The sequence below is a fragment of the Collinsella aerofaciens genome, assembly GCF_040910265.1.
GTDB lineage: Bacteria > Actinomycetota > Coriobacteriia > Coriobacteriales > Coriobacteriaceae > Collinsella > Collinsella aerofaciens_BK.
In genome coordinates this window covers 60368-81434 of record NZ_JBDGAW010000008.1, presented here as the reverse complement: position 1 = coordinate 81434, position 21067 = coordinate 60368, and the positions used below count along the sequence as shown (strand labels likewise).

Sequence of the window (21067 nt, the reverse complement as noted above, 5' to 3'; positions counted from 1 at the left end):
GTTTACCTCCCCGGCTTTCATTTCATCCATCGATCATCAACTCTGCTTAGCCCGCCGACGTCTACGGGCGCTCGTTGGGAGCCAGGCGCTGCATCTTGTTCACGGCCTTGAACTTGGTGAACAGCGGCACGTACTCAAAGCTCACGTTGGAGTTCTCCAGGCCGTACCAGCGCGCGGGCGTGCCGGCGGCGCGGCGGATGATGTACTTGAGCGTGATGGCCGTGCGCTCGCTGGGCTCCACGTCGCTCTCGGGCGCCAGCAGCTTGCGGATCATGACGAACTTGAACGTACCGATGTTGCCCGGATCCTTGTAGACCGAGTAGTCGTGCTTTTGCGCGGGCAGCTCGCCGGTGGCGGCAAGGTCCTGAACGACCTGGCGCAGGTAGGCATTGACGCGCTGGTTGACCTTATAGCCCAGGTACAGATGCACGCGGAAGACGTAGTCGGTGTCGAATGTCTCAACCGAGTAGGCAAACGTATACGGCTCGTCCATGGTCTCGACGTTGACGAACCACCAGGCGCGGGCACGCTTGGGATGCTTGTCCAGGATCGAGTAGACAATGTCGCGGTCGATGTAGTCGGTATGGGTGTCCTTGGTCAGGTACACGATGTTGTCGCTCATGCGCTCGTAGCGATCGTCGTCGCGCAGGCGCTTGAGCTGCGGCAGATAGCTGCGCAGCGGCAGCAGCGTAAACTGGCGCTGCTCGACCGCCGTACCGTTGTACCAGCACACCATGACGCCCATGATGAGTGCGGCCATGAGGATGGTGAAGTAGCCACCATGGAAGAACTTGGTGAGCGAGCTCACAAAGAAGAAGCCCTCGAGCAAAAGGAAGAACGCGACGAAGATCCACGGTGCGACCTTAAGCTTGCGTTCCTCGTGCAGGTAGAAGAAGAGCAGCAGCGTGGTGCACATCATGGTGAGCGTAATGGCCAGGCCGTAGGCGGCTTCCATGTGCGCGGAGTTCTGGAACAGCAGCACCACGATGACGCAGCCCACAAGCATGACGTTGTTGACCATGGGAATGTAGAGCTGGCCCTTGGTCTCGGCCGGGTAGAAGACCTGCATGTGCGGCATGAGGTCCAGACGGCTGGCCTCGGACACCAGCGAGAACGCGCCGGTAATGAGCGCCTGCGAGGCGATGATGGCCGCAACGGTGGAAAGGCCGACGGCAAACGGGCGCAGGCCGGGGGCGAGCATCTGGTAGAACGGGTTGAGGTCGGCAATGCCCATGAGCTCGGGGTTGGCGGCATTGTTGATAAGCCAAGCGCCCTGGCCCATATAAGACAGCAACAGGCAGCACTTAACGAACGGCCAGGTGGCGTAGATGTTGCCGCGGCCCACATGGCCCATGTCGGAGTAGAGCGCCTCGGCGCCGGTGGTGGCGAGGAAGCAGCTGCCCAAGATCATGATGCCCGCGTGGTTGTTGGGGCTCAGCAAAAAGGCGATGCCGCGCACCGGGTTGAGGCACAGCAGCACCGCGGGATGCTGGAAGACAAAGAACAGGCCCGTGCCGCCCAGGAACAGGAACCACAGCGTCATGATGGGGCCAAAGGCATGGCCAATCTTGGCCGTGCCGATGCGCTGCACCAAGAAGAGCACGATGATGATGGCGAGCGTGATGGCGACGACGCGACCCTGGTCGTCGCCCAGCACGGCATGGACCGCGGGAATGGTGCGCAGGCCCTCGATGGCCGTGGTAACGGTAACGGCCGGCGTCAGAATGCCGTCGGCGAGCAGCGCGGCGCCACCCAGCATGGCGGGAATAATGAGCCATTTGCCGCAGCGCTTGACCAGGCTGTACAGGGCGAAGATACCGCCCTCGCCGTGGTTGTCGGCGCGCAGCGAGATGAGCACGTACTTGATGGTGGTCAGCAGCGTAACCGTCCACACGACAAGCGAGAGCGCGCCGAGCACGAACTCCTCCGTGACGCTCCCGATGCCGCCGTTGCCGGCAACGAGCGCCTTGGTTACATACATGGGGCTGGTGCCGATATCGCCGTACACCACGCCCAGCGTGACGAGCATCGCCGAGATGCTCACCGGAATCGCAGCGTGCGATGCCGCCTCTTTAGTCTTTTGTTCCATAAGCCGGTTTCCTTCCCAACTTTAATATTCGAAGGAATTATAGGTAATCGACCCATGGTTGTACGGCACTGTTTGCCCAGCTAAATAAACATTTATGCGGCCTTTAGGCCACCGCGGCGATATGCAATGTGACAAAGGGGCTGTCCCTTTGTCACATTCATCGCATCCGTTACTTGCCGAGCCAGTTTTTGAACCACCACTCCATGGAGCGGCTCATCTCGGCCATAAAGGGGCTCGTATGCTTGCGGGTGTAGATATCCACGACGCGCTCGCCCACCTCGCGGGCATGCGGACGGAACATCGCGTCCATCTCGGCCACCTGCGCATCCATGGTCGCGGCATCGGCGCGGCTGTAGTGCTCCTCGTGCACCAGGTTCACCACGGGATGCGCGATCGCCGGGCGCTCCTTGCGGGGTGTGCCGATGATAAGCATCGACAGCGGCATGGTGTAGGGCGGCAAATCGAGCAGCGTGGCAACCTCCTCGGCGTTCTCGACGATGTCGCCGATATAGCAGCTCCCCAGGCCCAGGGCCTCGGCGGCAACCACGGCGTTTTGCGCGGCGATCACGGCATCCTGCGCCGCGATGGCAAAGTCGCCCAGACCCGGCGCGCGGCGGGGCTGCTTGCCCGTGCGCTCCACAAACTCGGGCTCAAAGCAGCCCACATGCTCAAACAGATCGATCCACTTGGCGTAGTCGACCACAAATATAAGTGCCCACGGGGCCTTGGCGATCATGGGCTGGTGGTCGCACAGGTCGGCCAAGCGGTCGAGCGTAGCCTGCTCGCGGATACTCACGATGGAGTACATCATCATGGCGCCTGCCGACGGCGCGCGACTCGCCGCGTGCAGGATTGCCGCGCGCTGCTCGTCGGTCACCGCCACGGGGCGATCGTCATCATCGCGCGCAAAGGCACGCGTGGAAGAACGGTGCTCCAAGATGTCCAGCACCGCATTGCCCGTAGCTTCGACCGGATAGCCGCCGGCGTCCACGCCCACGGCACCGCCGCAGCACTCAACGTCCGTCTTGCAAACCTGCTCGTTCATCGCCTCATCCTCGCCATTTCTTTAAGAAGCCTTTACGTTTCCGTGTAATTCCCGTCCATTATCGCGCAGGTCGACACTCCATTGCGCAACACCGCCACACCCGCGCGTTATTATGGCTGGTTGTTGTACGCAGCCCTCAAATGCTGCGCATATCTTGGTAACAATCGGGTAAACCCCCGCTTTCGTAGGTTTTAAGTTTGTGAGGAGTCTCAGCATGTTCGCAGCCGCCATCTCGCTCGTCGGTCTTGCGGCGACCGTCTACCTTGTTTTGCGCGAGGCCAAGGCCATTCGCGCTCAGTCGGGCACCGTCGCCAAAAGCGCTCTTGGATGGAGTGTCGCCTTTGGCCTGTTCCAGCTCTTTTTGACCGTCTGGGGCGCTATTGGCCTCGTGGCACAGAACGAGCCGCTCGCCTTTGTGATGCTCATCCTGACCAACGCCATTCTCACCGGCTGCGCCTGGGCGAGCATCGCCCGCGATCGCATCGCACCGCGCGTCTTTGCGTTCGCCGCGCCCGACGTCCCCGCCCCCACGGGCAAGCTCGCCCGCCTGCGCGGCGCCTTTGTGGGCAAGCCGCTTGTCGCCGCCGTGCTGTGCCTGCTGTTTGCCGGCGTCTTTGCACTGCTGGGCATGGAGGTCTCGTCCAACCACGACTTTACCTGGGTATACCCCCTGTGCATCCTGCTCGAGTGGGCCATCATCACCGCGCTCATGGCCGGCCTGTTCTTCCTGTTCCAGCGCCACGGCGCAGCTCCGGCCGTCCTGGCCTTCGCCCTCTTTGTCCTGGGCATTGCCGAGTTCTTCGTCATCACGTTTAAATCCATGCCCATCCAGCCGGGCGACCTTTCGGCCATCTCCACCGCCGCCGCAGTCGCCGGCAACGGCTACACCTTCTCGATCTCGCTGTTCTGTGTGCTGTCCATGGGCTTTACCGCCATCTCGATGCTGCTGTGCGAGTACGCCGGCATCGTGGCGCCGCACCGCCAGAAGGGCGCCGCCAACGCCAAGCGTATGCTGCTCACCAACCTGCTCGTGGCCGTGCTGTGCTTGGGCGGCGTGACCGCACACGTCACGCTCATCGACTACTACAACACCCTCGGCATCACCGTCTACACCTGGCGCCCGCTCGAGAGCTACTGGCGCGAGGGCTACCTACCCGCATTTATTAGTGCGGCGCAGTCCATCAAGCCGCCCAAACCCGCCGACTACTCCGTCGACGACGCCAAAGCCACGCTCAAAAAATACGCCAAGGCCTACGACAAGTCCGACGCCGCCAAGAGCGATGAGCGCGCCGCAGCCAAGGAGCAGTTCGATAGCGAGAAGCCCACGGTCATCGCCATCATGAACGAGACGTTCTCGGACCTGTCGATCTACCAGAACATGCGCGCCGGCTACGAGGGCCCGCAGTACTTTAAGAGCCTGTCCAACTGCCTCAGCCGCGGCAAGCTCTACGTGAGCGCCTACGGTGGCGGCACCGCCAATACCGAGTTTGAGTTCCTGACCGGCAACTCCATGACCAACTTGGGCTCGGGCGTGTACCCCTACACCATCTACAACATGGAGACGACCGAGAATCTGGCCGAGCAGTTCAAGTCGCTCGGCTATGCCACCACGGCCATGCACCCCAACCACGCGACCAACTGGAACCGCGAGAACGTCTACAAGGACTTTGGTTTTGACCAGTTCCTGTCCATCAACGACTTCCAGGGCGCCGATACCCTGCGCGGCATGGTGACCGACCAGGCGACCTACGACAAGATTCTTGAGTTGCTCAACCAGAACGCCGACCCGCAGTTTATCTTCGACGTGACCATGCAGAACCACTCGGGCTACGACACGGGCCTGCTGCCGGTCGACAAGCAGATGCATCTGGACATCGACACGACCGACCTGGACGCCAAGACCGTCGAGGACGGCACGCTGTCCGATGTCGACGAGTACGTCTCGTGCATCGAGCAGTCAGATCAGGCGCTGCGCTACTTCCTCAACGCCCTGAGCAAGCTCGACCGCAAGGTGGTCGTAGTGTTCTGGGGCGACCACCAGCCGTTCTTCCCGTCCAAGTTCAACGACAAGTGGTTTACCGACGAGGACGACGCCACGCACCAGGAGCGCCTGTGGCAGACCGACTACATCATCTGGGCTAACTACGATGTCGCCGGCTGCGACCAGACGAGCGAGACCGACGACCTGTCCACCAACTACCTGTCTACCCAGCTCATGCAGCTGATCGGCGCCCCGCTTTCCGACTACCAGAAGGCGCACATGACGCTGCGCGAGTCGCTGCCCGCCATCAACTCCGTGGGCTACGAGGACGCCAGCCTGCGCTGGGCGCTCTCCTCCAACGTCACTGGCGATGACGCCGTTGCCGCCGCTGCTACCAAGGCGCGCGAGGATTACGCCAAGATGCAGTACTACGAGATGTTCCGCGACGGCAAGAACGTGTACACCGAGCACTTCCAGACCGAGGCCAACGAGACCGACCCCAACCTGGCGCCGGGCACGACCAAGATCAAGTAGCGGATCCATCCCGATTCGTCTGCCCGGGCGGCGCGGAGTGTAAGATTCCCTGCTCGGGCAGTCCTGCTCGCACGGAGAGCACATTAAGTGCTCTCCGGCTCGTGCGGAACTCGCGATGAACCTTACATTCCGCGCCGCCCGGGCAGACGCCTTGTTGTTGGAGCGCGGCTTGTCATGGGAGCATCCGCCGAACATATATAAGTTGAAGGCCACGTTATGTGGCCTTCTTTGTTTGCGGAAATTGCGACCCGGAATTCATGTCTGGAATGGGATGCAGTTTCCCCTTGGGGGTCAGCTGGGAAACTGCGACCCGTTTTGAGCTTGGATTCTGGGATGGGATTTCCGCATGCGGAGTTCTCGATCAAGAAAACCCGGGTAGCCAGTTGTTTGGCTACCCGGGTTTTGGTTTGTCGATATGTTCGACTGACTCCTAGTGGTTCTTGCGGCGCTTGATCAGCATGATGAGGGCTATTACTACGAGCGTTACACCCGCTGCTGCTGCGGTGGCGACCATGGCGAACGTTTGGTCACCGGTACCTGCGAGGTTCTTGGCTGAGGTCGTGGCCTTGGCGCCGGTCTTGGTTCCGTCATCCGTCTTGGGCTTGTCCGGATTCGTCGGGGTCTCAGGGGTCTCAGGGGTTGCTGGAGTCTCGGGGTCCTTTGAGCCTTCGGAGTCGGTGGGGCCGGCAGTGTTTACCAGCGTATGGTCCAAGAACTTCTTGGCACCCGCGCTTGCCTGCGAGAACAGGCGGCGTGTGCGGATTGGAGCGGCGTTCACCGTTGTGGGCTTCGTCTCCTCGGCCGCGATGTTCACCAGTGTCACACCGGTATCGAGGCCAACGTTGGTGTATCCCACGTGGCAGTAGTACTGCGCGCCGTCATCGTCTGCGGTCAGGTCAATCTCGAGCGTTGAGGCCGTTCCGGCTTGGAGGTTGCCGTCGGCGCCCACGAGCTGGAACGCGGTCTCGCCACGGCCCTTGCGGTACCAGATATACGACGGTGCCAGCTCCGTTTCACTTCCGTCGGCATTGCGCTGCGTCACATGGCCAATCGCCGAGAGCGTCAGCTTGTCTCCCTCCGCGCACTCGACCGAAGAGTCATACTCGAGGGCCGACCTCTCCGCTGTATCCGCCGCAGGTCCGCTCACGGTCATCGTCATGCCATCGGGCATGGTCTTGACCGTGATGATTGCCGAGCGAATACCCGTCTCAATCGTAGATCCGTTCTTAACGGCGGCAATGGCGAATCGGTACTCCGTATTCGGCAACAGCCCGTCCCACTTAAGCGAGGTCTGCGTGTTGTCGGCAATCTTCCAGCTATTGACGACCGCATCCGCCGCATTGCTCTGCAGCATGCCCACGCCGTAGCTAAAGCCACTCTTGTTTGCGAGTACATCGTCCCAGCTAAACGTAACGCTGGTCGAATCGACGGCGTTTGCCGTAAAGCCCGTCACGGCCGGCGCGTCGGGCATCTCGACGTCCTTAACGTCATAGCCCACGATCCAGAACTGGTCGGTGTCCTTGGTGCCGAGCTTGTCGCCCGAGTCTGCCTCGAACTTGTCGACATCCACCGCGTTGACGCCCAGGCGCCACGCAAAGCCGTACTTATCCTTCGCGGCCTCGGGCAGGTTGTCGACGGTGCCGCCGTATTCGGTCGATTCACTCGAGGAGTTACCCGTAGTAAAGCCGGCGTTGGCACCAAAGCACAGGCCGCCAAATAACTCGTGCTTTGCAAGCTTCGCGCCCATGACAACGCTGCCGTTCAGCGTAAAGCCGTACTCAAACTCCTGCTCCTCGCCCTCCTCGACTTCGATGGTCTGCTCAATACTCGCTCCCGACTGCGCGACGGCGCCGTTAAACCCATCGTGCGTGTAGGCGCGCGTTACGCCAGGCTTGCCCAGGCCAAAGGAATCCCCAACGGGAGTCTCGCCGTTGAGCGTCGTTTGATAGGTTCCGGGTTCTCCCGACCGGTTGGTCAAAAAGTAGCTGAGCGGCGTCATATTGTGCTGTTTGGCAATGCGGTCATAGGCCTCGACATTAACGACCGAGGTCTGCGCGCCGAGCGACACGGGCGCCGCCATCACGCCCTTACCACCAGTTTCCTCATTTTCGATCTCATACTCGTAATAGACCATCGGAATCGTGTAGAGCACGGTCTTGTCACCCTCGCCGGCATGCGACTCATAGCTTACGCTGGCGCTCACTGTGCGCTCGCTCCGGTAGTCATAGCATCCCTCGGCGGCAAAATCGACTGAAGCATTCATCGCGACCAGGGGCGGACCGGTCTGCACCTCGACGGCAACGCCCAACTCGGCGCCAATGGTATAGCCCTGGGATGTCCCCGTGCCCTTTTCCTCTCCGTATGACGTGCCGCCCAACACCAGATAGCCGTATGCCTGCTCCAGATCCTCAACATAGGGCGCATCCTGCAGCACAGCAAGCACGCGCGGGTTGGTATAGACCTTGTAGCGGTCCTTGTACGTGATCTTGACGCTGTCGTTGTCGACATCGGGCAGCGCGAGCGAGATAAATGTGCCGTAGGTAGTGCCGCGACGGTTGCTCTCGCTAATCACCTGCTCCTCGCCGCGGCGCACCTTTCCGTTCTCGTCGAGCGAAAAATGCGAGGCGGTCATCCAATAGTAGTCATCGTTCTTGCGCAGGTCCTCGTCGCGGTGCTTGCCCACCACGGCGATAAAGCTCTCGTTATAGCGGTCCGAACCCGAGACGCTGCCCGCCTTAACGTCGCTGATCCACACCTGCTCGATACCCTTGTGGTCATGCTTGTTGCTACTGTTGTATTGCTGGCCGCTCATGCTCATGGTTCCGACCATGGAACCCAAGCCCTGGGCCCCGCTCTGCGCCGTGTTGCAGGCAAAGTCGCGGAACACATCGCCGCCCACGAGCACCTCGTCGACCGCCGGCTGCTCGGACAGACCGTCAAGGTTGGCAGTGGCAAGGGCAATAGGCGCCAAGGTGCACGGATAGCGCTTATCCTGAGCACTATCCTTCCATGCGCTGTTGGGCACATGCATCAGTCCATAGGAGGCGAGGAGCCCGTCTCTGTATTCCTTGCAATCGGAAAGTTTGAACTCGCCAGACTCCGAGTCAAAATACGCGTAGCGGTACAGCGCGCCGTACAGCGCCTTGCTGCCGTCATAGGCGTCGTAATCAAAAGCGCTGCGTTGCCAGTCATAGCCCGCAAGAATAAGGCCCGTGACGGTTTCACCCGTCTTCTTTCCTTCTTCATCGTAGGCGGCAAACGTGCCGAACGTCGCATTCGCAGCGACCATGGTCTTGCCGTTCGAGGAGAGGGAGATTGCGCCCGCGTCACCCAGAGCATCGACATGGACGAGTGCACCCTTGGATGCATCCCACGAGAACAGCTCGCAATGCGTTGACTTGGCGATATTCTTTTTGCCGTAGGGTGCCGAGACCACGATGGCGAGGTCATCGCAAAAATCGCGGTCGAGGTCTCCGGCAGCCAGCGAAACGACAGGAGCTGACTGCAGCTGCGTCCAAGAGTCGTTCCCGCCCTCGTTGTGCGTGGTGTAGTCCGCGGCGTTACCGGCGTCGATTTTGACGACACTCTGCCTCCAGCTGCCGCCCTCCAGGTCGTACATATCGACTACAGCCTTACGCACGCCGCTCTCGTCGACATAGCAGCCCGCATAGACAAAAAGCTCGTCCACGCCGTCACCATCGACATCGCCCGCCTCGACATCAAAGACGGCGTCGTGCTCTTGCAGGTAGCCGGCGTTCAGATACTTAAAACGGCCTCCGTCCATCATATTGGTGTTGACCGTCACCGGCAGGCGCGTATCAAGGCTGCGCGTGCGCCCGTTGCTAAACGAATAGAGGACCAGCTCAACCTTTCCGGCGTACGACTTGCCGTCAATCATCGTGGAAGAACTATCGCCGTAGGCACGAAGCTCGGCAACGCGGCTCTTTTTGCCTGTACTGGCATCGCTGCAGAACTCAACACTTGTGGCGTGAATGCCCGAGAAGCCGTTATTGTCGTTGGCGAGCACCGTCGAGGACCCGTTGTTGCTCAGGTACGACCAGTCGCCGCCGCCATAATCGCTGTGCTTGTAGAGGTCGCTGTTCGTATCGAAGCTGTTGACGTTTTGCCAGAACTTTGCGGCGCCCCACACACTTCCATAGCCATCGGTGAGTTTGCTGCTGCCGCCAATATCGCCGCGCTCGACGTTCTCGAGCTTGTCGCGCAGAGTGTAGCGATTGCCATGGCTACCGTTAGCTGCCATATAGACCTCGCTGCGCGTGGCAAACGTCGTGGGGGTATCGGTGGAATAGGGGCCAACGGTATCGGCCGGAATGTCCTCGCTCGTGCCCAGGCCCAGGTCGCTATAGTCCTGCTCGGTCATATCGGTGATCTCAGGCGTGTCGGCCGCCTGGGCGACGTTGGGAGCCGCCGTGAAACAGGCGACGCTCGTTGCGATCAACGCAGCAAGCGCCGCCGTCCCAACAAGCGGGATTTTCGACAACCGACGAATGTGGGGGTGTGGAACATACATGGGAGGCCTCGCTTTACTCAAGTGGAGTCGGCTCATTTTTGCAAATGATACGTCCGACGCCCGATATCACGTGTCTCATTTTCGCCAACGGCGTGTCTCATTTTTGAGAATCCGAGATGCCGCGGAAATCTTATCCCAGCTCAAAGGCCATTTCTGGGATGTATTTTCCGTCGAGTGCCTCATCGGGAGACTGCATCCCATTTCAAGCGTCGATTCTGGGACGCACTTTCCCCTTAGACCCTCAACCGGAAACCGCATCCCACTTTGAGCGCAAATTCCGGGATGCTTTTTCCGCTTGAGCCTCATTGGGAAACGGCGTCCCACTTTGAGGGCGGATTGTGGGATGCATTTTCCGGTTTTGCTCTCATTGGGAAAATACATCCCGTTTCTTGACCGAATAATGGGACGCAATTTCCCGTTGGAGCGCCTTTGGGAAAGTGTGTCCCACTTCGACCGCCCAGAGTGGGATGCACTTTCCGCAAAGCACCTCAACGGGAAACTACGTCCCATTCCAAAGGCAAATTCCGGGACGCATTTTTCGAAAGCCTGCCCATCCGGAAAGCCCGTCCCACTTTGGACGCATCCGGGCACGGAACCATCGACCTATCAGGCCTCCCATCAATAAAGAGGCGTCCTCCCGGACGGCGGGGCACGAAGTTCATCGCGAGTTCCGCACGCAAAGAAGGCCACTTAATGTGGCCTTCGTCTTGCGCAGGACTGTAGAGCAGGGAACTTCGTGCCCCGACGCCCGGGAGGACGTTTCATTTAGAAAGATGGACCGACCGCCGTCAGCGATGGGAGCTACTCCCCCAGCACGGCCTTTTTGGCGGCTGCAGCCATGTTGTCCAGATCTTCCTTGGTGGGGTGATCCTTTGCGGCGACCCAGTTATCGAGCAGCAACTTAGCGCGGGCGTTGTCGGGATCTTGCTCGAGCATGGCCTCGTAGCGCTGCTTGACCGCGGGACCCATCTTGCCCTGGCACATTGCCCAACCCACAAGCTCGGCATCCTCGGCCAAATTGGAGGTCACGCGATTGATAATCTGCTGATAATAGCTCTGGTCGGCGCCAAAACCGCAGGTACCAAAGAGGAAAACGCGCTTGCCGTGCAAGGCGGAGAGCAACGCCGCGACCGAAGGCGTGCACGCGCCCTTGTCGCACCAAAAACCGACGAGCACCGTGTCGGCCGCGCAGGCGCCCTGCGCCTCGAGCGCAACCTGATCTGCATCCGCATCGTCGCTCAACGCCGCGGCATGGACAAACTCAACGCCCGCAGCCTGCAGAGCGCGCTTGATCGCGCCCGAAACCATCCTGGTATTACCGCTCTTGCTGTTAACCACCAAAGAGCACGTCATAGTCACGTTGCCTCGTTTCCCCCAAAACTAAAGCCACTAATGCAATTTATTAGATGAATATCTTAGTACTAACGTGACAGATGTAAACCACCGTCTGTCGATTGGCGACGCAGACGACATCTTTGGACAGATTTCGAACAGTATGTACTTCGGATTGAAACCGCCGCAGAACGTTTCACGAATGGCCGAAAAACTGTTTCACAAAACGCCGTCAAATTGTGTCACGGAGTATCGTCAAAATGTTTCACGCGCTGGTAAAACGCTATATAACAAGATCGCTCTATGGGACAAACAAACCCGATTCATTTGCCCCGCGTCTTGCTTACTGGGCGAATTGGCTGCGGTAGAGCTCGGCGTAAAAGCCGCCTGCCGCGAGCAGTTCATCGTGCGTGCCGCGCTCGATAATCTCGCCGTCGTGCATGACCAGGATGCAGTCGGCGTTGCGGATCGTCGACAGGCGGTGCGCCACGACAAAGCTCGTGCGGCCGGCCATGAGCTCGTCGAATGCCGCCTGCACCTGTAGTTCGGTGCGGGTATCGATGCTCGAGGTTGCCTCGTCCAGCAGCAGAATCGCCGGGTCGGTGAGCATGACGCGCGCGATGCACAGCAGCTGCTTTTGGCCCTGGCTAAACGTGCCGCCGTCCTCGCCGATCACCGTATCGTAGCCGCCTGGCAGCTGCACGATAAACTTATGCGCATGAGCGCGCTTGGCCGCCTCGATAACCTGTTCGCGTGTGGCATCGGGACAACCGTAGGCGATGTTTTCGGCCACGGTGCCCTCGAACAGCCAGGTGTCCTGCAGCACCATGCCAAAGGCACGGCGCAGGCTTGCGCGCGTGTAGTCACGCGAGGAACGGCCATCGACCATGATGCGTCCGGCATCGATATCGTAAAAGCGCAGCAGCAGGTTGATGAGCGTTGTCTTTCCGCAGCCCGTGGGACCGACGAGGGCAAAGCGCGTACCGGGCTTGGCATCGATGCAGATATCCTGCAGCAGCTTGCGTTCGGGCACATAGCTAAAGTCCACATGCTCAAACGAAACCTCGCCCTTCGGGGCGGCGAGTTCAATGGCATCCACGGCATCGGGCTCTTGCTCGCGCGCATCGAGCAGCGCGAACATGCGGCGCGCCGAGGCGTACGCGGTCTGGATCTGCGTGATGACGTTCGTGACCTCGTTGAACGGTTTAGTGTACTGGTTGGCGTAGGACAGGAAAATCTGCACGCCGCCCACCGTGAGCGCCGCAGGCACGCCCGTGATCACGCCCGCGCAGCCGATTACGGCGACCATGGCATAGATGATGTTATTGATGAAGCGCGTACCGGGGTTAGAAAGCGAACCCATAAACTGCGCGCGCTCGCCCGCCGTATAGAGATCGGCGTTGAGAACATCAAAGCGCTGTTGAGCGTGCGGGCCGTAGGCGAAGGCGTCCACGAGCTTTTGCTCACCCACATACTCCTCGATATGAGCGCCGAGTTGGCCCTGGATGCGCTGTTGAGCAGTGAAGCTCTTATTGGAAAACTTGGCGATGGCACCGGCCGCAAAGATGGAAAGCGGCGTGACGAGCACCACCACAAGCGTCATGGTCAGGTTGATGGAGAGCATAAACGCGAGCGTGCCCACGATGGTGATGACGCCGGTAAAGAGCTGCGTAAAGCCCTGCAGCAGGCCGTCACCCACCTGATCGACATCGTTGACCACGCGGCTCATGAGGTCGCCGTGGGCATGGCTATCGATAAAGCTGAGCGGCATACGGCTGAGCTTGTCGCTCGCCTCCACGCGCATGTCGCGCACCGTCTCGTAGGACAGGCGGTTGACGCAGTAGCCCTGCAGCCACTGGAAGGTCGCAGCGCCAACCACGACGATCGCGAGCTTGGTGACAAGCGGCAGCAGCGCGTCAAAGTCCACCTGTCCGGCGGCGACGATGAGGTCGATACCCTCGCCGATGAGGATGGGCGTGTAGAGCTGCAAGATCACCGAGATGGCGGCACTCACAAACGACGCCGTAAACGAAATGCGGTGCGGGCGCACATAGCCCAGCAGGCGTCGAGTCACCGCACCCACGGGATAGCGCTCGGGGTCGCCGGGCTGACGCGGACCGTCACCCAGGTCGTTAAGGTTATCGTTACCGGACACGTTGGCCGTCATCGTGGCGACCGAACCGGAAGAAGTGTACGGATTCATCTAGCAGCCCTCCTTTGCGCAGACGGATGCGGAAGCGGTTGAGGCGGACGCAAGGCTTGGGGCGGACACGGCCGCCACGCTCCCCTGCTGGCCCTCGAGCTCCTCGCGGCGAAGCTGCGACTGGCAGATCTCGCGGTAGAGCTGGCAGCTTGCGTACAGCTCGTCGTGCGTGCCCAAGCCCGCGACCGAGCCGTGGTCGAGCACGCAGATCATATCGGCATCGCGCACGGTCGAGACGCGCTGGCTCACGATCACCGTCGTCAGCGGCAGCCCGCCCTCAGCGGCGCCGCGCACGCTGCGCTCGCGGATGGCATGGCGAAGCGCCGCATCGGTCTTAAAGTCGAGCGCCGAGGCGGAGTCGTCCATGATCAGAATTTGCGGCGAGCCCACCAGGGCGCGCGCAATGGTCAGGCGCTGGCGCTGGCCGCCGCTGAAGTTCTTGCCGCCCGCCTCGACCGGGGCGTCGAGCCCCTGCGGCTTGTTGCGCACGAACTCGCTGGCCTGCGCTATATCGAGCGCCGCCCACAGCTCCTCATCGGTTGCCGACTCGTCGCGCCAGGTTAGGTTGCTGCGGATCGTGCCGCTCACGAGCGACGCGCGCTGCGGTACGGTCGCGACCACATGGCGCAGCTGATCGAGCGGCCAGGCGCGCACGTCGGCACCCATTACGCTCACGCGGCCGGTGCTCGCATCGTACAGGCGCGGGATGAGCGAGACGAGCGTCGACTTACCGCTGCCCGTGCCGCCGATAATGCCGAGCGTTTTGCCCAGCGGGAGCTCCAGGGTCACATCGTTGACGGCGTTGGCAGCGCCGGCGCCAAAAGAAAAGCTCGCATGGCTCAAGCTCAGCGCCGGGACCGGAACAGCGCCACCCGCCAGTTCGCCCGGCTCGGGCAGCGCAACCGGCTGGTTGCCCTCGTCGGTAATGCTCGGCACGCAATTGAGCACCTCGTTGAGACGCGACGCACTGGCGCTCGCCTTGGTAAAGACCACGACCAGGTTGGCGACATACACGATGGAGGTCAGGGTCTGCGTCATGTAGTTCACAAACGCCATGACCTGGCCCTGCGTGAGCTCACCCACATTGACCTGGATGCCGCCCACCCACAGGATGGCGCACACACCCAGGTTCATCACCAAAAACGTTACGGGGTTAAGGACCGACGAGAGCTTGCCCACCGCGATGGCGGTATGGGCCTGGTCGTCGGCGGCTTGGGCAAAGCGCTCGCGCTCGTGGTCTTCGCGCACAAACGCCCGGACCACGCGAGCACCCGAAAGTCCTTCGCGGCAAATAAGCGCGATGCGGTCGAGCTTTGCCTGCAGCTGCTTGTAGTACGGAATGCAGCGCGCCATGACAAACCAAAACACCAGGCCGATGGCGGGCGTGCAGATCAAAAAGATCATGCCGAGCTTAAGGTCGATGGCAAGGGCCGCAATCATGGAGCCCACCGCTAGGAAAGGCCAGCGGATGAGCATGCGCACGCCCAGCGCCACGGCGAGCTGCACCTGGTTAACGTCGTTGGTAATGCGCGTGATGAGCGACGGCGTGCCAAAGCGGTCGAGCTCGGCATAGCTCAGCTTGTTGATGTGCTGGTAGAGTGCGCCGCGAATGTCGGTGCCCATGCCCTGCGAGGTGAGCGCCGCCATCTTTTGGCAGACGAGCGTAAACGAGATGCCGATCACAGCCATGGCGGCGAGCACCATGCCGTAGTGGACGACGGCACTCACGTCGTGCGCGCCGATACCCTTGTCGATCATCTGGGCAATCACGAGCGGCGTCAGCAGGTCAAAGATCACTTCGATCAGCTTGCACGCAGGGCCAATCACCATATACCGGCGAAACTTACCGCCAAAACGCCTAAGCAACTCAATCATAAAAAGGCGCTCCCTATCATCATCTCTATTCAATCTGATTCATGATAGTACGGAGAACCCTGGAGATGCGTAAGCAACTCGTTACAGATGTAAGGGCAACGGTCACTAGCGCCCAAGGTCCGTAGCCGCCAATGCTTTGGCAAAGCCAGCGAGCTCCACAAAGCACGGGATTGAATTGTTCAGATAAACGCGCCCTTACGGGTGATTTTTGGACGACGGGGCCCGGCCGGCGACGAGGTATTTGGTAGTCGAGCGATCCCGCAGGCGCAGCCGAGGACCAGCGAGACACCAAATACCTCGTCGCCGGCCGGGCCATGCCACGGCACCAAAAAGCGCCCGTGCGCTCGATGGATTCGGATGCCCGACAGAGGCTCCTTATGGCTGCTTCCTTCCGGACCTGACCAGATTCGGAACATGTCGTCATCCGAACCCATCGAACGCGCTAGGCGCTCGATATATCTTACCCGCTCCCGCCCGATGGGGCAAGGTAGCTAATTTGGGACGGGGCTTTTTTGACTACTTTTAGATGCGGCCAAGGTCGTAGGCTTGGGCGGCCGCTTCGCCGGCGCAGATGAGGTTGGTTGTGGCTTCCTGGGGATCGAGCGCCAGCTCAAGGCCCATGGGCTTGCGGCAGACCGGCAAAACCAGGTCGACGCCCTGCCCATACACCGCATCCAGGTTGTCGGCACGACCGCCCACGACGGCAACAACCGGCTTGCCATAGCGTTTCGCACGACGGGCCACGCCCACCGGCGCCTTACCGGCTGCGGATTGCTCGTCCATATTGCCCTCGCCCGTTATGACCAGGTCGGCATCGCGCACGCGCTCGTCAAACCCCACGAGGTCAAGCACCGTCTCCACGCCCGAGCGTAGCTCCGCACCGAGCGCTAGCAGCGCGGCGCCCAGGCCGCCGGCGGCGCCGGCACCGGGCACGCCGAGCACCGATCCAAATGTCCGCGCGCCCTCGGGCGCGCGCAGCAACCCCTGAGCCCGCGCCTTAGCAATCGCCGCATCGAGCAGGCGACCATAGCCGACCATCCAGCTGTCGTACCTGCGCAACACCTCGTCGTCATCCGTCGGCAAGCCCTTCTGCCCACCAAACACCGCCAGTGCGCCTCGACGCCCCACGAGCGGATTCTCGACATCGGAAAGCACCACGACGCGCGCGCCATTCAGCGCCCGAAGCGCTGGTGCCAAATCGATACTCGCCACGTGTTCAAGGCCTGCGAGACCGGGGGCGATATTGCAGCCACGCTTATCGACAACGTGCGCGCCCAGCGCCTGCAGCATGCCGGCGCCACCGTCGTTGGTGGCGCTGCCGCCCAAACCAATATAGATAGTCTTTGCCCCGCCACGAACCGCACGGAGCATCAGCTCACCCACGCCATAGGTCGAAGCCGCAAGCGCCGCCGATTCCGTGCAAGGCGAATACCCAATACCCGCCGCCTCGGCCATCTCAATAACAGCAGATTCGCGCTCGCCGTCCACCAGCATCCGGGCAGACACCCGGTCGCCCAAGGGGCCTGCAGCCTCGCAGGTCGAGAGCTCACCGCCGCACGCGGCAACGGCATCGAGCGTTCCCTCGCCGCCATCCGCCAGCGGCAGCGCGCTTACCTGGGCATCGGGCCACACGCGGCGCACACCTTCGGCAACGGCCTCCTCCGCCTGCGCGCTCGAAACGCTGCCCTTAAAGGAATCAATCGCCAGCAGCACACGGCGGGGCCGGCGGCACGCGGCACCAAAATCGACCGCCTCAACGGCAGTATCTTCGACACACGCGAGCGCCTCGGCATGAGCGGCATGCGCCTCAAGATCGGCCCCACAACCGCAGCCAGCACCATCGGCGCCACGCAGCCCACTAAAATAACCACTTAGCACCGCGCGACACTCGTCTGCCAGGACGCCGGCGGTCACATTAAACCGATGATTCAGGCGCGAATCGGCATTGAGGTCGTATAGCGATCCCAGAGCGCCCGCTTTAGCATCAGCCGCGCCGTACACGCAGCGCCCCACGCGCGCGTTAACCATAAGCCCCGCACACATGCAGCAGGGCTCGAGCGTCACGTAGACCGTACAATCGGAAAGGCGCCAACGACCGAGCGACTGCGCGGCGGCGCACAGGGCCGAAAACTCGGCATGCGCCGAAGGGTCCTGGTCGAGCTCGCGGCGATTATGCGCCCGCGCGACAATCTCACCCGCGCGCACTACCACGGCACCAATCGGCACCTCGCCCACCGCAGCGGCGGCGCGCGCCTCCACCAGCGCCTCGCGCATGAACTTCTCATCGATTTCGATGCTCGTCATCGTTCGCCTCCCCTGTTGCAAATCCAAAACGATGCTATCATTACGACTCACGGAGAGATGGCAGAGCGGTTGAATGCGGCGGTCTTGAAAACCGTTGAGCGCGAGAGCGTTCCGGGGGTTCGAATCCCCCTCTCTCCGCCACTCTTAGTGACTCACCGGCGTCATGGTCCGCTCGAACAGTGCATCGACCACGTCGGCGATTTCGGATCGGCGCTCTAGTACGTGGCCCGATTCCCACCACATGGTAAAAAGCCGAATAATGCCACCGGCGACAAACTCAGACGTTGTCTCGAGCGATACGGGCGCGAGCGCGTCCTCGTCAAGCGCGCTCATCACGCGCCCGCGTATGGAGCGCGCGATGCGGTCGCAAATCATGCTGGTCAGCATACCCGACATGCTGCTCGCCAAAATGTTATCCATGAGCTGCTCATGCGCCAGAATCAGATCCATGGCATCGGCGAACACTTCGTGGCGAAGCGCGCGCACGTCCTCGGCGCCCTCCGCGCCATCCGCATCGGCCCGCTTTTGCGGCAGGCCCGACATGAGCTCATCGATATAGAAGGCAAAGTAATCGTTTTTGTCGCGGAAGTGCTTGTAGAACGTCGTCCGACGAATCATAGCGCGGTCACACAGCATGGCAACCGTCACGTCCTCAAACCGATGTTCTTCGAGCAGCTCGGTAAAGGCCTCGAACAGAGCCCGATAGGTTTTCTTGATGCGAAGGTCCATACGTATCGCCCTCCTCAAGGAAAAGACAGCACTCACTAATCTGTCGCATATCTTACACCTGTATCGCCCGCCCTCTGGCGAATGGCCTCACCTTGGTGGAAACATAACGCTTACCGGAAAGTTCGGTATCGCCAAAGGTTGCGGGTATACTAGTAGCGTTACACCAACGGCAGCCGGCGGAAGACGCCGCGGCCATTCGAAACGGAGACACCATGATTCCCGTCATCATCGGTATCGTTGTTGTCGTTGTGATTGTCTGCGCCATCGCCGGCATCTACAACAACATGGTCACCAAGCGCAATCGCATTGATAACGCCTGGCAGAACATCGACACGCAGCTGCAACGCCGCAACGACCTGATCCCTAACCTGGTCGAGACCGTCAAGGGCTACGCCAAACACGAGCAGGACACGCTTGCCGCCGTGGTCAACGCGCGCAACGCCGCCGTGAGCGCCACCACGCCCGAAGCCAAGATGGAAGCCGACAACGTGCTGACCGGCGCTCTGCGCCAGCTCTTCGCCGTGGCCGAGGCTTACCCCGATCTTAAGGCGAACACCAACTTTACGCAGCTCCAGGCCACGCTCGAAGACACCGAGAACAAGGTGAGCTACGCGCGCCAGAGCTACAACGACTGCGTGCTTAGTTACAACAACGCCATCCAGACCTTCCCGGCCGTCATCTTTGCCGGCATCTTCCAGTTTAAGGAGCGCCAGGGCTTCGAGGCCGCCGAAGCTGCCCGCCAGGCACCGACCGTCAAGTTCTAGCAGGTTGGCAGTACGCCCTTAATTGCCTAAATGCACAAACCGCCCCGTCGAATGCATACTTCGACGGGGCGGTTTCCTTTCTCGCGAAGGTCCCCCTCAAGGCGCCGTGCATTTTTTGGAGTATTCAGCAAATCCAAGGGCTCCGAGGGCCGCAGCAAAGGCCTAAGGCGGCGAATATCCCTGCAGCTCGATCCTCGGCAGCCCATAGCCCCGCTCGATATTCGCAAAAGGCATCGCAAGACACCGTTTTTTGCCCGATAGCCAGTATGCAAGGACCTTCGGCTGCAGAATACTCCCAAAAATGCACGCCGCCCCCACACCCACGTAGCGCACGACAGGTATCGTGCGGCTAAAAAATACAAAAGGCGCGGCCGAAAGGCCGCGCACCATCTTTACTTCAGATTAATCATTGCCCGCACGGCGATACCAAGGTAACGCAGGCCCGAGGGCAGCCTTCCTTTCCAGCGCACTCCGCAGGATGAAAGAGCCTCCGCCGCACGAAGTACGCAGCGGAGGCTCTTTCATGTCCGAGGACGCGCTGGAAAGGAAGGCTGCCCTCGGGCCGGACATATCCGTAAGACGGACTACGCGACGGTGTAAACCCAGTTGTGCTTATCCTCAACAGCACCAGACTGGATGCCCGTCAGGGTCTCGCGGAGCTTCTTCATCACAGGACCGATCTCGGTGTAGCCAGCCGGGAAGGTCACAGTCTCGTCGGCACCGTAGACCTTGTTGTCGATCTCGCCGACCGGGGAGATAACGGCAGCGGTGCCGCACAGACCGCACTCAACAAAGGTGCCGGCCTTGACCTCAGCCCACTCGACGGGACGCTGGTCGACGGTCATGCCCAGGTCCTCAGCGACCTGAACGAGCGAACGACGGGTGATGGAGGGAAGAATGGAGTCGGTGTGCGACTGCGGGACGACAAGCGTGCCGTCCTCCTTCACGAACAGGACGTTGGCACCACCGGTCTCCTCGACATAGGTGCGGGACTCGGAGTCGAGATACAGGTTCTCGGCATAGCCCTCGCGGTGGGCCTCCATCGTGGGCTTAAGGGACATGGCGTAGTTGAGGCCGGCCTTGATGTTGCCGGTGCCGTGCGGTGCGGCGCGGTCGTACTCGGAAACACGCAGCTTGACAGGCTTGAGGCCACCCTTAAAGTACGGACCGACCGGGGTCACGAGAATACGGAACGTGTACTCAGGAGCGGGAGCCACGCCGATCACGTCACCGGAGCCGATCATAAACGGACGCACATACAGGGTTGCGCCAGAGCCGAAGGGCGGAACCCATGCGGCGTTGGCAGAGACGACCTGCTTGACGGCCTCGACAAACTTGTCCTTGGGGAACGGGGGCATCTCCAGACGCTGGGCGGAGTTGTACATACGCTCGGCGTTCATGTCGGGACGGAAACAGACGATGCTGCCGTCCTCGGCGGTGTAGGCCTTCAGGCCCTCAAAGACCTCCTGGCAGTAGTGGAAGATGCCGCCGCACTCGGAGACATGCAGGGTGTGGTCGGTGGTCAGGCCGCCCTCGTCCCACTCGCCGTCCTTCCAATGGGCCTCGTAGCTGTAATCGGTCTTCATGTAGCCAAAGCCGAGGCTACCCCAATCGATATCCTTCTTCTCGACAGTCATATGTCGCTCCTTACATACACGGTTGCATACTCGCGAACCCGCA

At 61.0% G+C, this 21067-nt stretch carries 11 protein-coding genes, 1 tRNA gene and 1 other RNA gene; 3 read left to right on the top strand and 10 right to left on the bottom strand.

The features are described from left to right. Nucleotides 1-61 precede the first annotated feature (61 nt). Nucleotides 62-2089, bottom strand: a complete 2028-nt coding sequence (locus AB5Z14_RS05150) for a KUP/HAK/KT family potassium transporter (RefSeq protein ID WP_368130572.1) — start codon at nucleotides 2087-2089, stop codon at nucleotides 62-64. A 169-nt stretch (nucleotides 2090-2258) separates the two neighbouring features. Continuing rightward, nucleotides 2259-3134, bottom strand: coding sequence for a nitroreductase family protein (locus tag AB5Z14_RS05145; RefSeq protein WP_368130571.1), 876 nt, complete (start codon nucleotides 3132-3134; stop codon nucleotides 2259-2261). A gap of 214 nt (nucleotides 3135-3348) precedes the next feature. Between AB5Z14_RS05145 and AB5Z14_RS05140 the strand changes: the two genes are divergently transcribed. After that, on the top strand, nucleotides 3349-5649 hold the full coding sequence (locus AB5Z14_RS05140) for a sulfatase-like hydrolase/transferase (RefSeq protein WP_368130569.1): 2301 nt from the start codon (nucleotides 3349-3351) through the stop codon (nucleotides 5647-5649). A 430-nt stretch (nucleotides 5650-6079) separates the two neighbouring features. Here the strand turns inward: AB5Z14_RS05140 and AB5Z14_RS05135 are convergent, their stop codons facing one another. The 6 genes from AB5Z14_RS05135 to tadA form a co-directional block, all read right to left on the bottom strand. After that, the gene (locus AB5Z14_RS05135) at nucleotides 6080-10108 is read right to left on the bottom strand and encodes a fibronectin type III domain-containing protein (RefSeq protein WP_368130567.1); all 4029 of its coding nucleotides are present in this window, start codon (nucleotides 10106-10108) and stop codon (nucleotides 6080-6082) included. Nucleotides 10109-10981: 873 nt separating this feature from the next. After that, nucleotides 10982-11533: a flavodoxin family protein BilS gene (gene bilS, locus AB5Z14_RS05130; RefSeq protein WP_368130565.1), complete on the bottom strand. Its 552-nt coding sequence runs from the start codon at nucleotides 11531-11533 to the stop codon at nucleotides 10982-10984. 322 nt (nucleotides 11534-11855) lie between these two features. Beyond that, entirely contained in the window at nucleotides 11856-13715 is a 1860-nt protein-coding gene (locus tag AB5Z14_RS05125; protein WP_368130564.1) for an ABC transporter ATP-binding protein, read from the bottom strand. After that, entirely contained in the window at nucleotides 13716-15590 is a 1875-nt protein-coding gene (locus tag AB5Z14_RS05120; RefSeq protein ID WP_368130563.1) for an ABC transporter ATP-binding protein, read from the bottom strand. Between the two features lie 341 nt (nucleotides 15591-15931). Continuing rightward, nucleotides 15932-16027: signal recognition particle sRNA small type (gene ffs, locus AB5Z14_RS05115), an RNA gene on the bottom strand. Between the two features lie 85 nt (nucleotides 16028-16112). Continuing rightward, nucleotides 16113-17894, bottom strand: a complete 1782-nt coding sequence (gene tadA, locus AB5Z14_RS05110) for a tRNA adenosine(34) deaminase TadA (RefSeq protein ID WP_368130562.1) — start codon at nucleotides 17892-17894, stop codon at nucleotides 16113-16115. A gap of 51 nt (nucleotides 17895-17945) precedes the next feature. On the opposite strand from tadA, the gene AB5Z14_RS05105 reads away from it, so the two are divergent. Continuing rightward, nucleotides 17946-18035: transfer RNA gene (locus AB5Z14_RS05105), tRNA-Ser, on the top strand. 3 nt (nucleotides 18036-18038) lie between these two features. Here AB5Z14_RS05105 and AB5Z14_RS05100 read toward each other — a convergent pair. Next, nucleotides 18039-18623, bottom strand: coding sequence for a TetR/AcrR family transcriptional regulator (locus tag AB5Z14_RS05100; RefSeq protein WP_117757518.1), 585 nt, complete (start codon nucleotides 18621-18623; stop codon nucleotides 18039-18041). A 212-nt stretch (nucleotides 18624-18835) separates the two neighbouring features. On the opposite strand from AB5Z14_RS05100, the gene AB5Z14_RS05095 reads away from it, so the two are divergent. Next, nucleotides 18836-19387, top strand: coding sequence for a LemA family protein (locus tag AB5Z14_RS05095; RefSeq protein ID WP_089573514.1), 552 nt, complete (start codon nucleotides 18836-18838; stop codon nucleotides 19385-19387). Between the two features lie 584 nt (nucleotides 19388-19971). Here the strand turns inward: AB5Z14_RS05095 and AB5Z14_RS05090 are convergent. Beyond that, nucleotides 19972-21024 carry a branched-chain amino acid aminotransferase gene (locus tag AB5Z14_RS05090; protein WP_022093821.1) on the bottom strand — a complete coding sequence of 351 codons (1053 nt, stop codon included), beginning with the start codon at nucleotides 21022-21024 and terminating at the stop codon, nucleotides 19972-19974. Between the last annotated feature and the right edge of the window lie 43 nt (nucleotides 21025-21067).

Coding starts and splice junctions, on each gene's coding strand:
- AB5Z14_RS05120 (WP_368130563.1), bottom strand. CDS start 15,590: ATGATTGAGTTGCTTAGGCGTTTTGGCGGTAAGTTTCGCCGGTATATG.
- AB5Z14_RS05095 (WP_089573514.1), top strand. CDS start 18,836: ATGATTCCCGTCATCATCGGTATCGTTGTTGTCGTTGTGATTGTCTGC.
- tadA (WP_368130562.1), bottom strand. CDS start 17,894: ATGACGAGCATCGAAATCGATGAGAAGTTCATGCGCGAGGCGCTGGTG.
- AB5Z14_RS05145 (WP_368130571.1), bottom strand. CDS start 3,134: ATGAACGAGCAGGTTTGCAAGACGGACGTTGAGTGCTGCGGCGGTGCC.
- AB5Z14_RS05090 (WP_022093821.1), bottom strand. CDS start 21,024: ATGACTGTCGAGAAGAAGGATATCGATTGGGGTAGCCTCGGCTTTGGC.
- AB5Z14_RS05125 (WP_368130564.1), bottom strand. CDS start 13,715: ATGAATCCGTACACTTCTTCCGGTTCGGTCGCCACGATGACGGCCAAC.
- AB5Z14_RS05140 (WP_368130569.1), top strand. CDS start 3,349: ATGTTCGCAGCCGCCATCTCGCTCGTCGGTCTTGCGGCGACCGTCTAC.
- AB5Z14_RS05100 (WP_117757518.1), bottom strand. CDS start 18,623: ATGGACCTTCGCATCAAGAAAACCTATCGGGCTCTGTTCGAGGCCTTT.
- AB5Z14_RS05150 (WP_368130572.1), bottom strand. CDS start 2,089: ATGGAACAAAAGACTAAAGAGGCGGCATCGCACGCTGCGATTCCGGTG.
- bilS (WP_368130565.1), bottom strand. CDS start 11,533: ATGACGTGCTCTTTGGTGGTTAACAGCAAGAGCGGTAATACCAGGATG.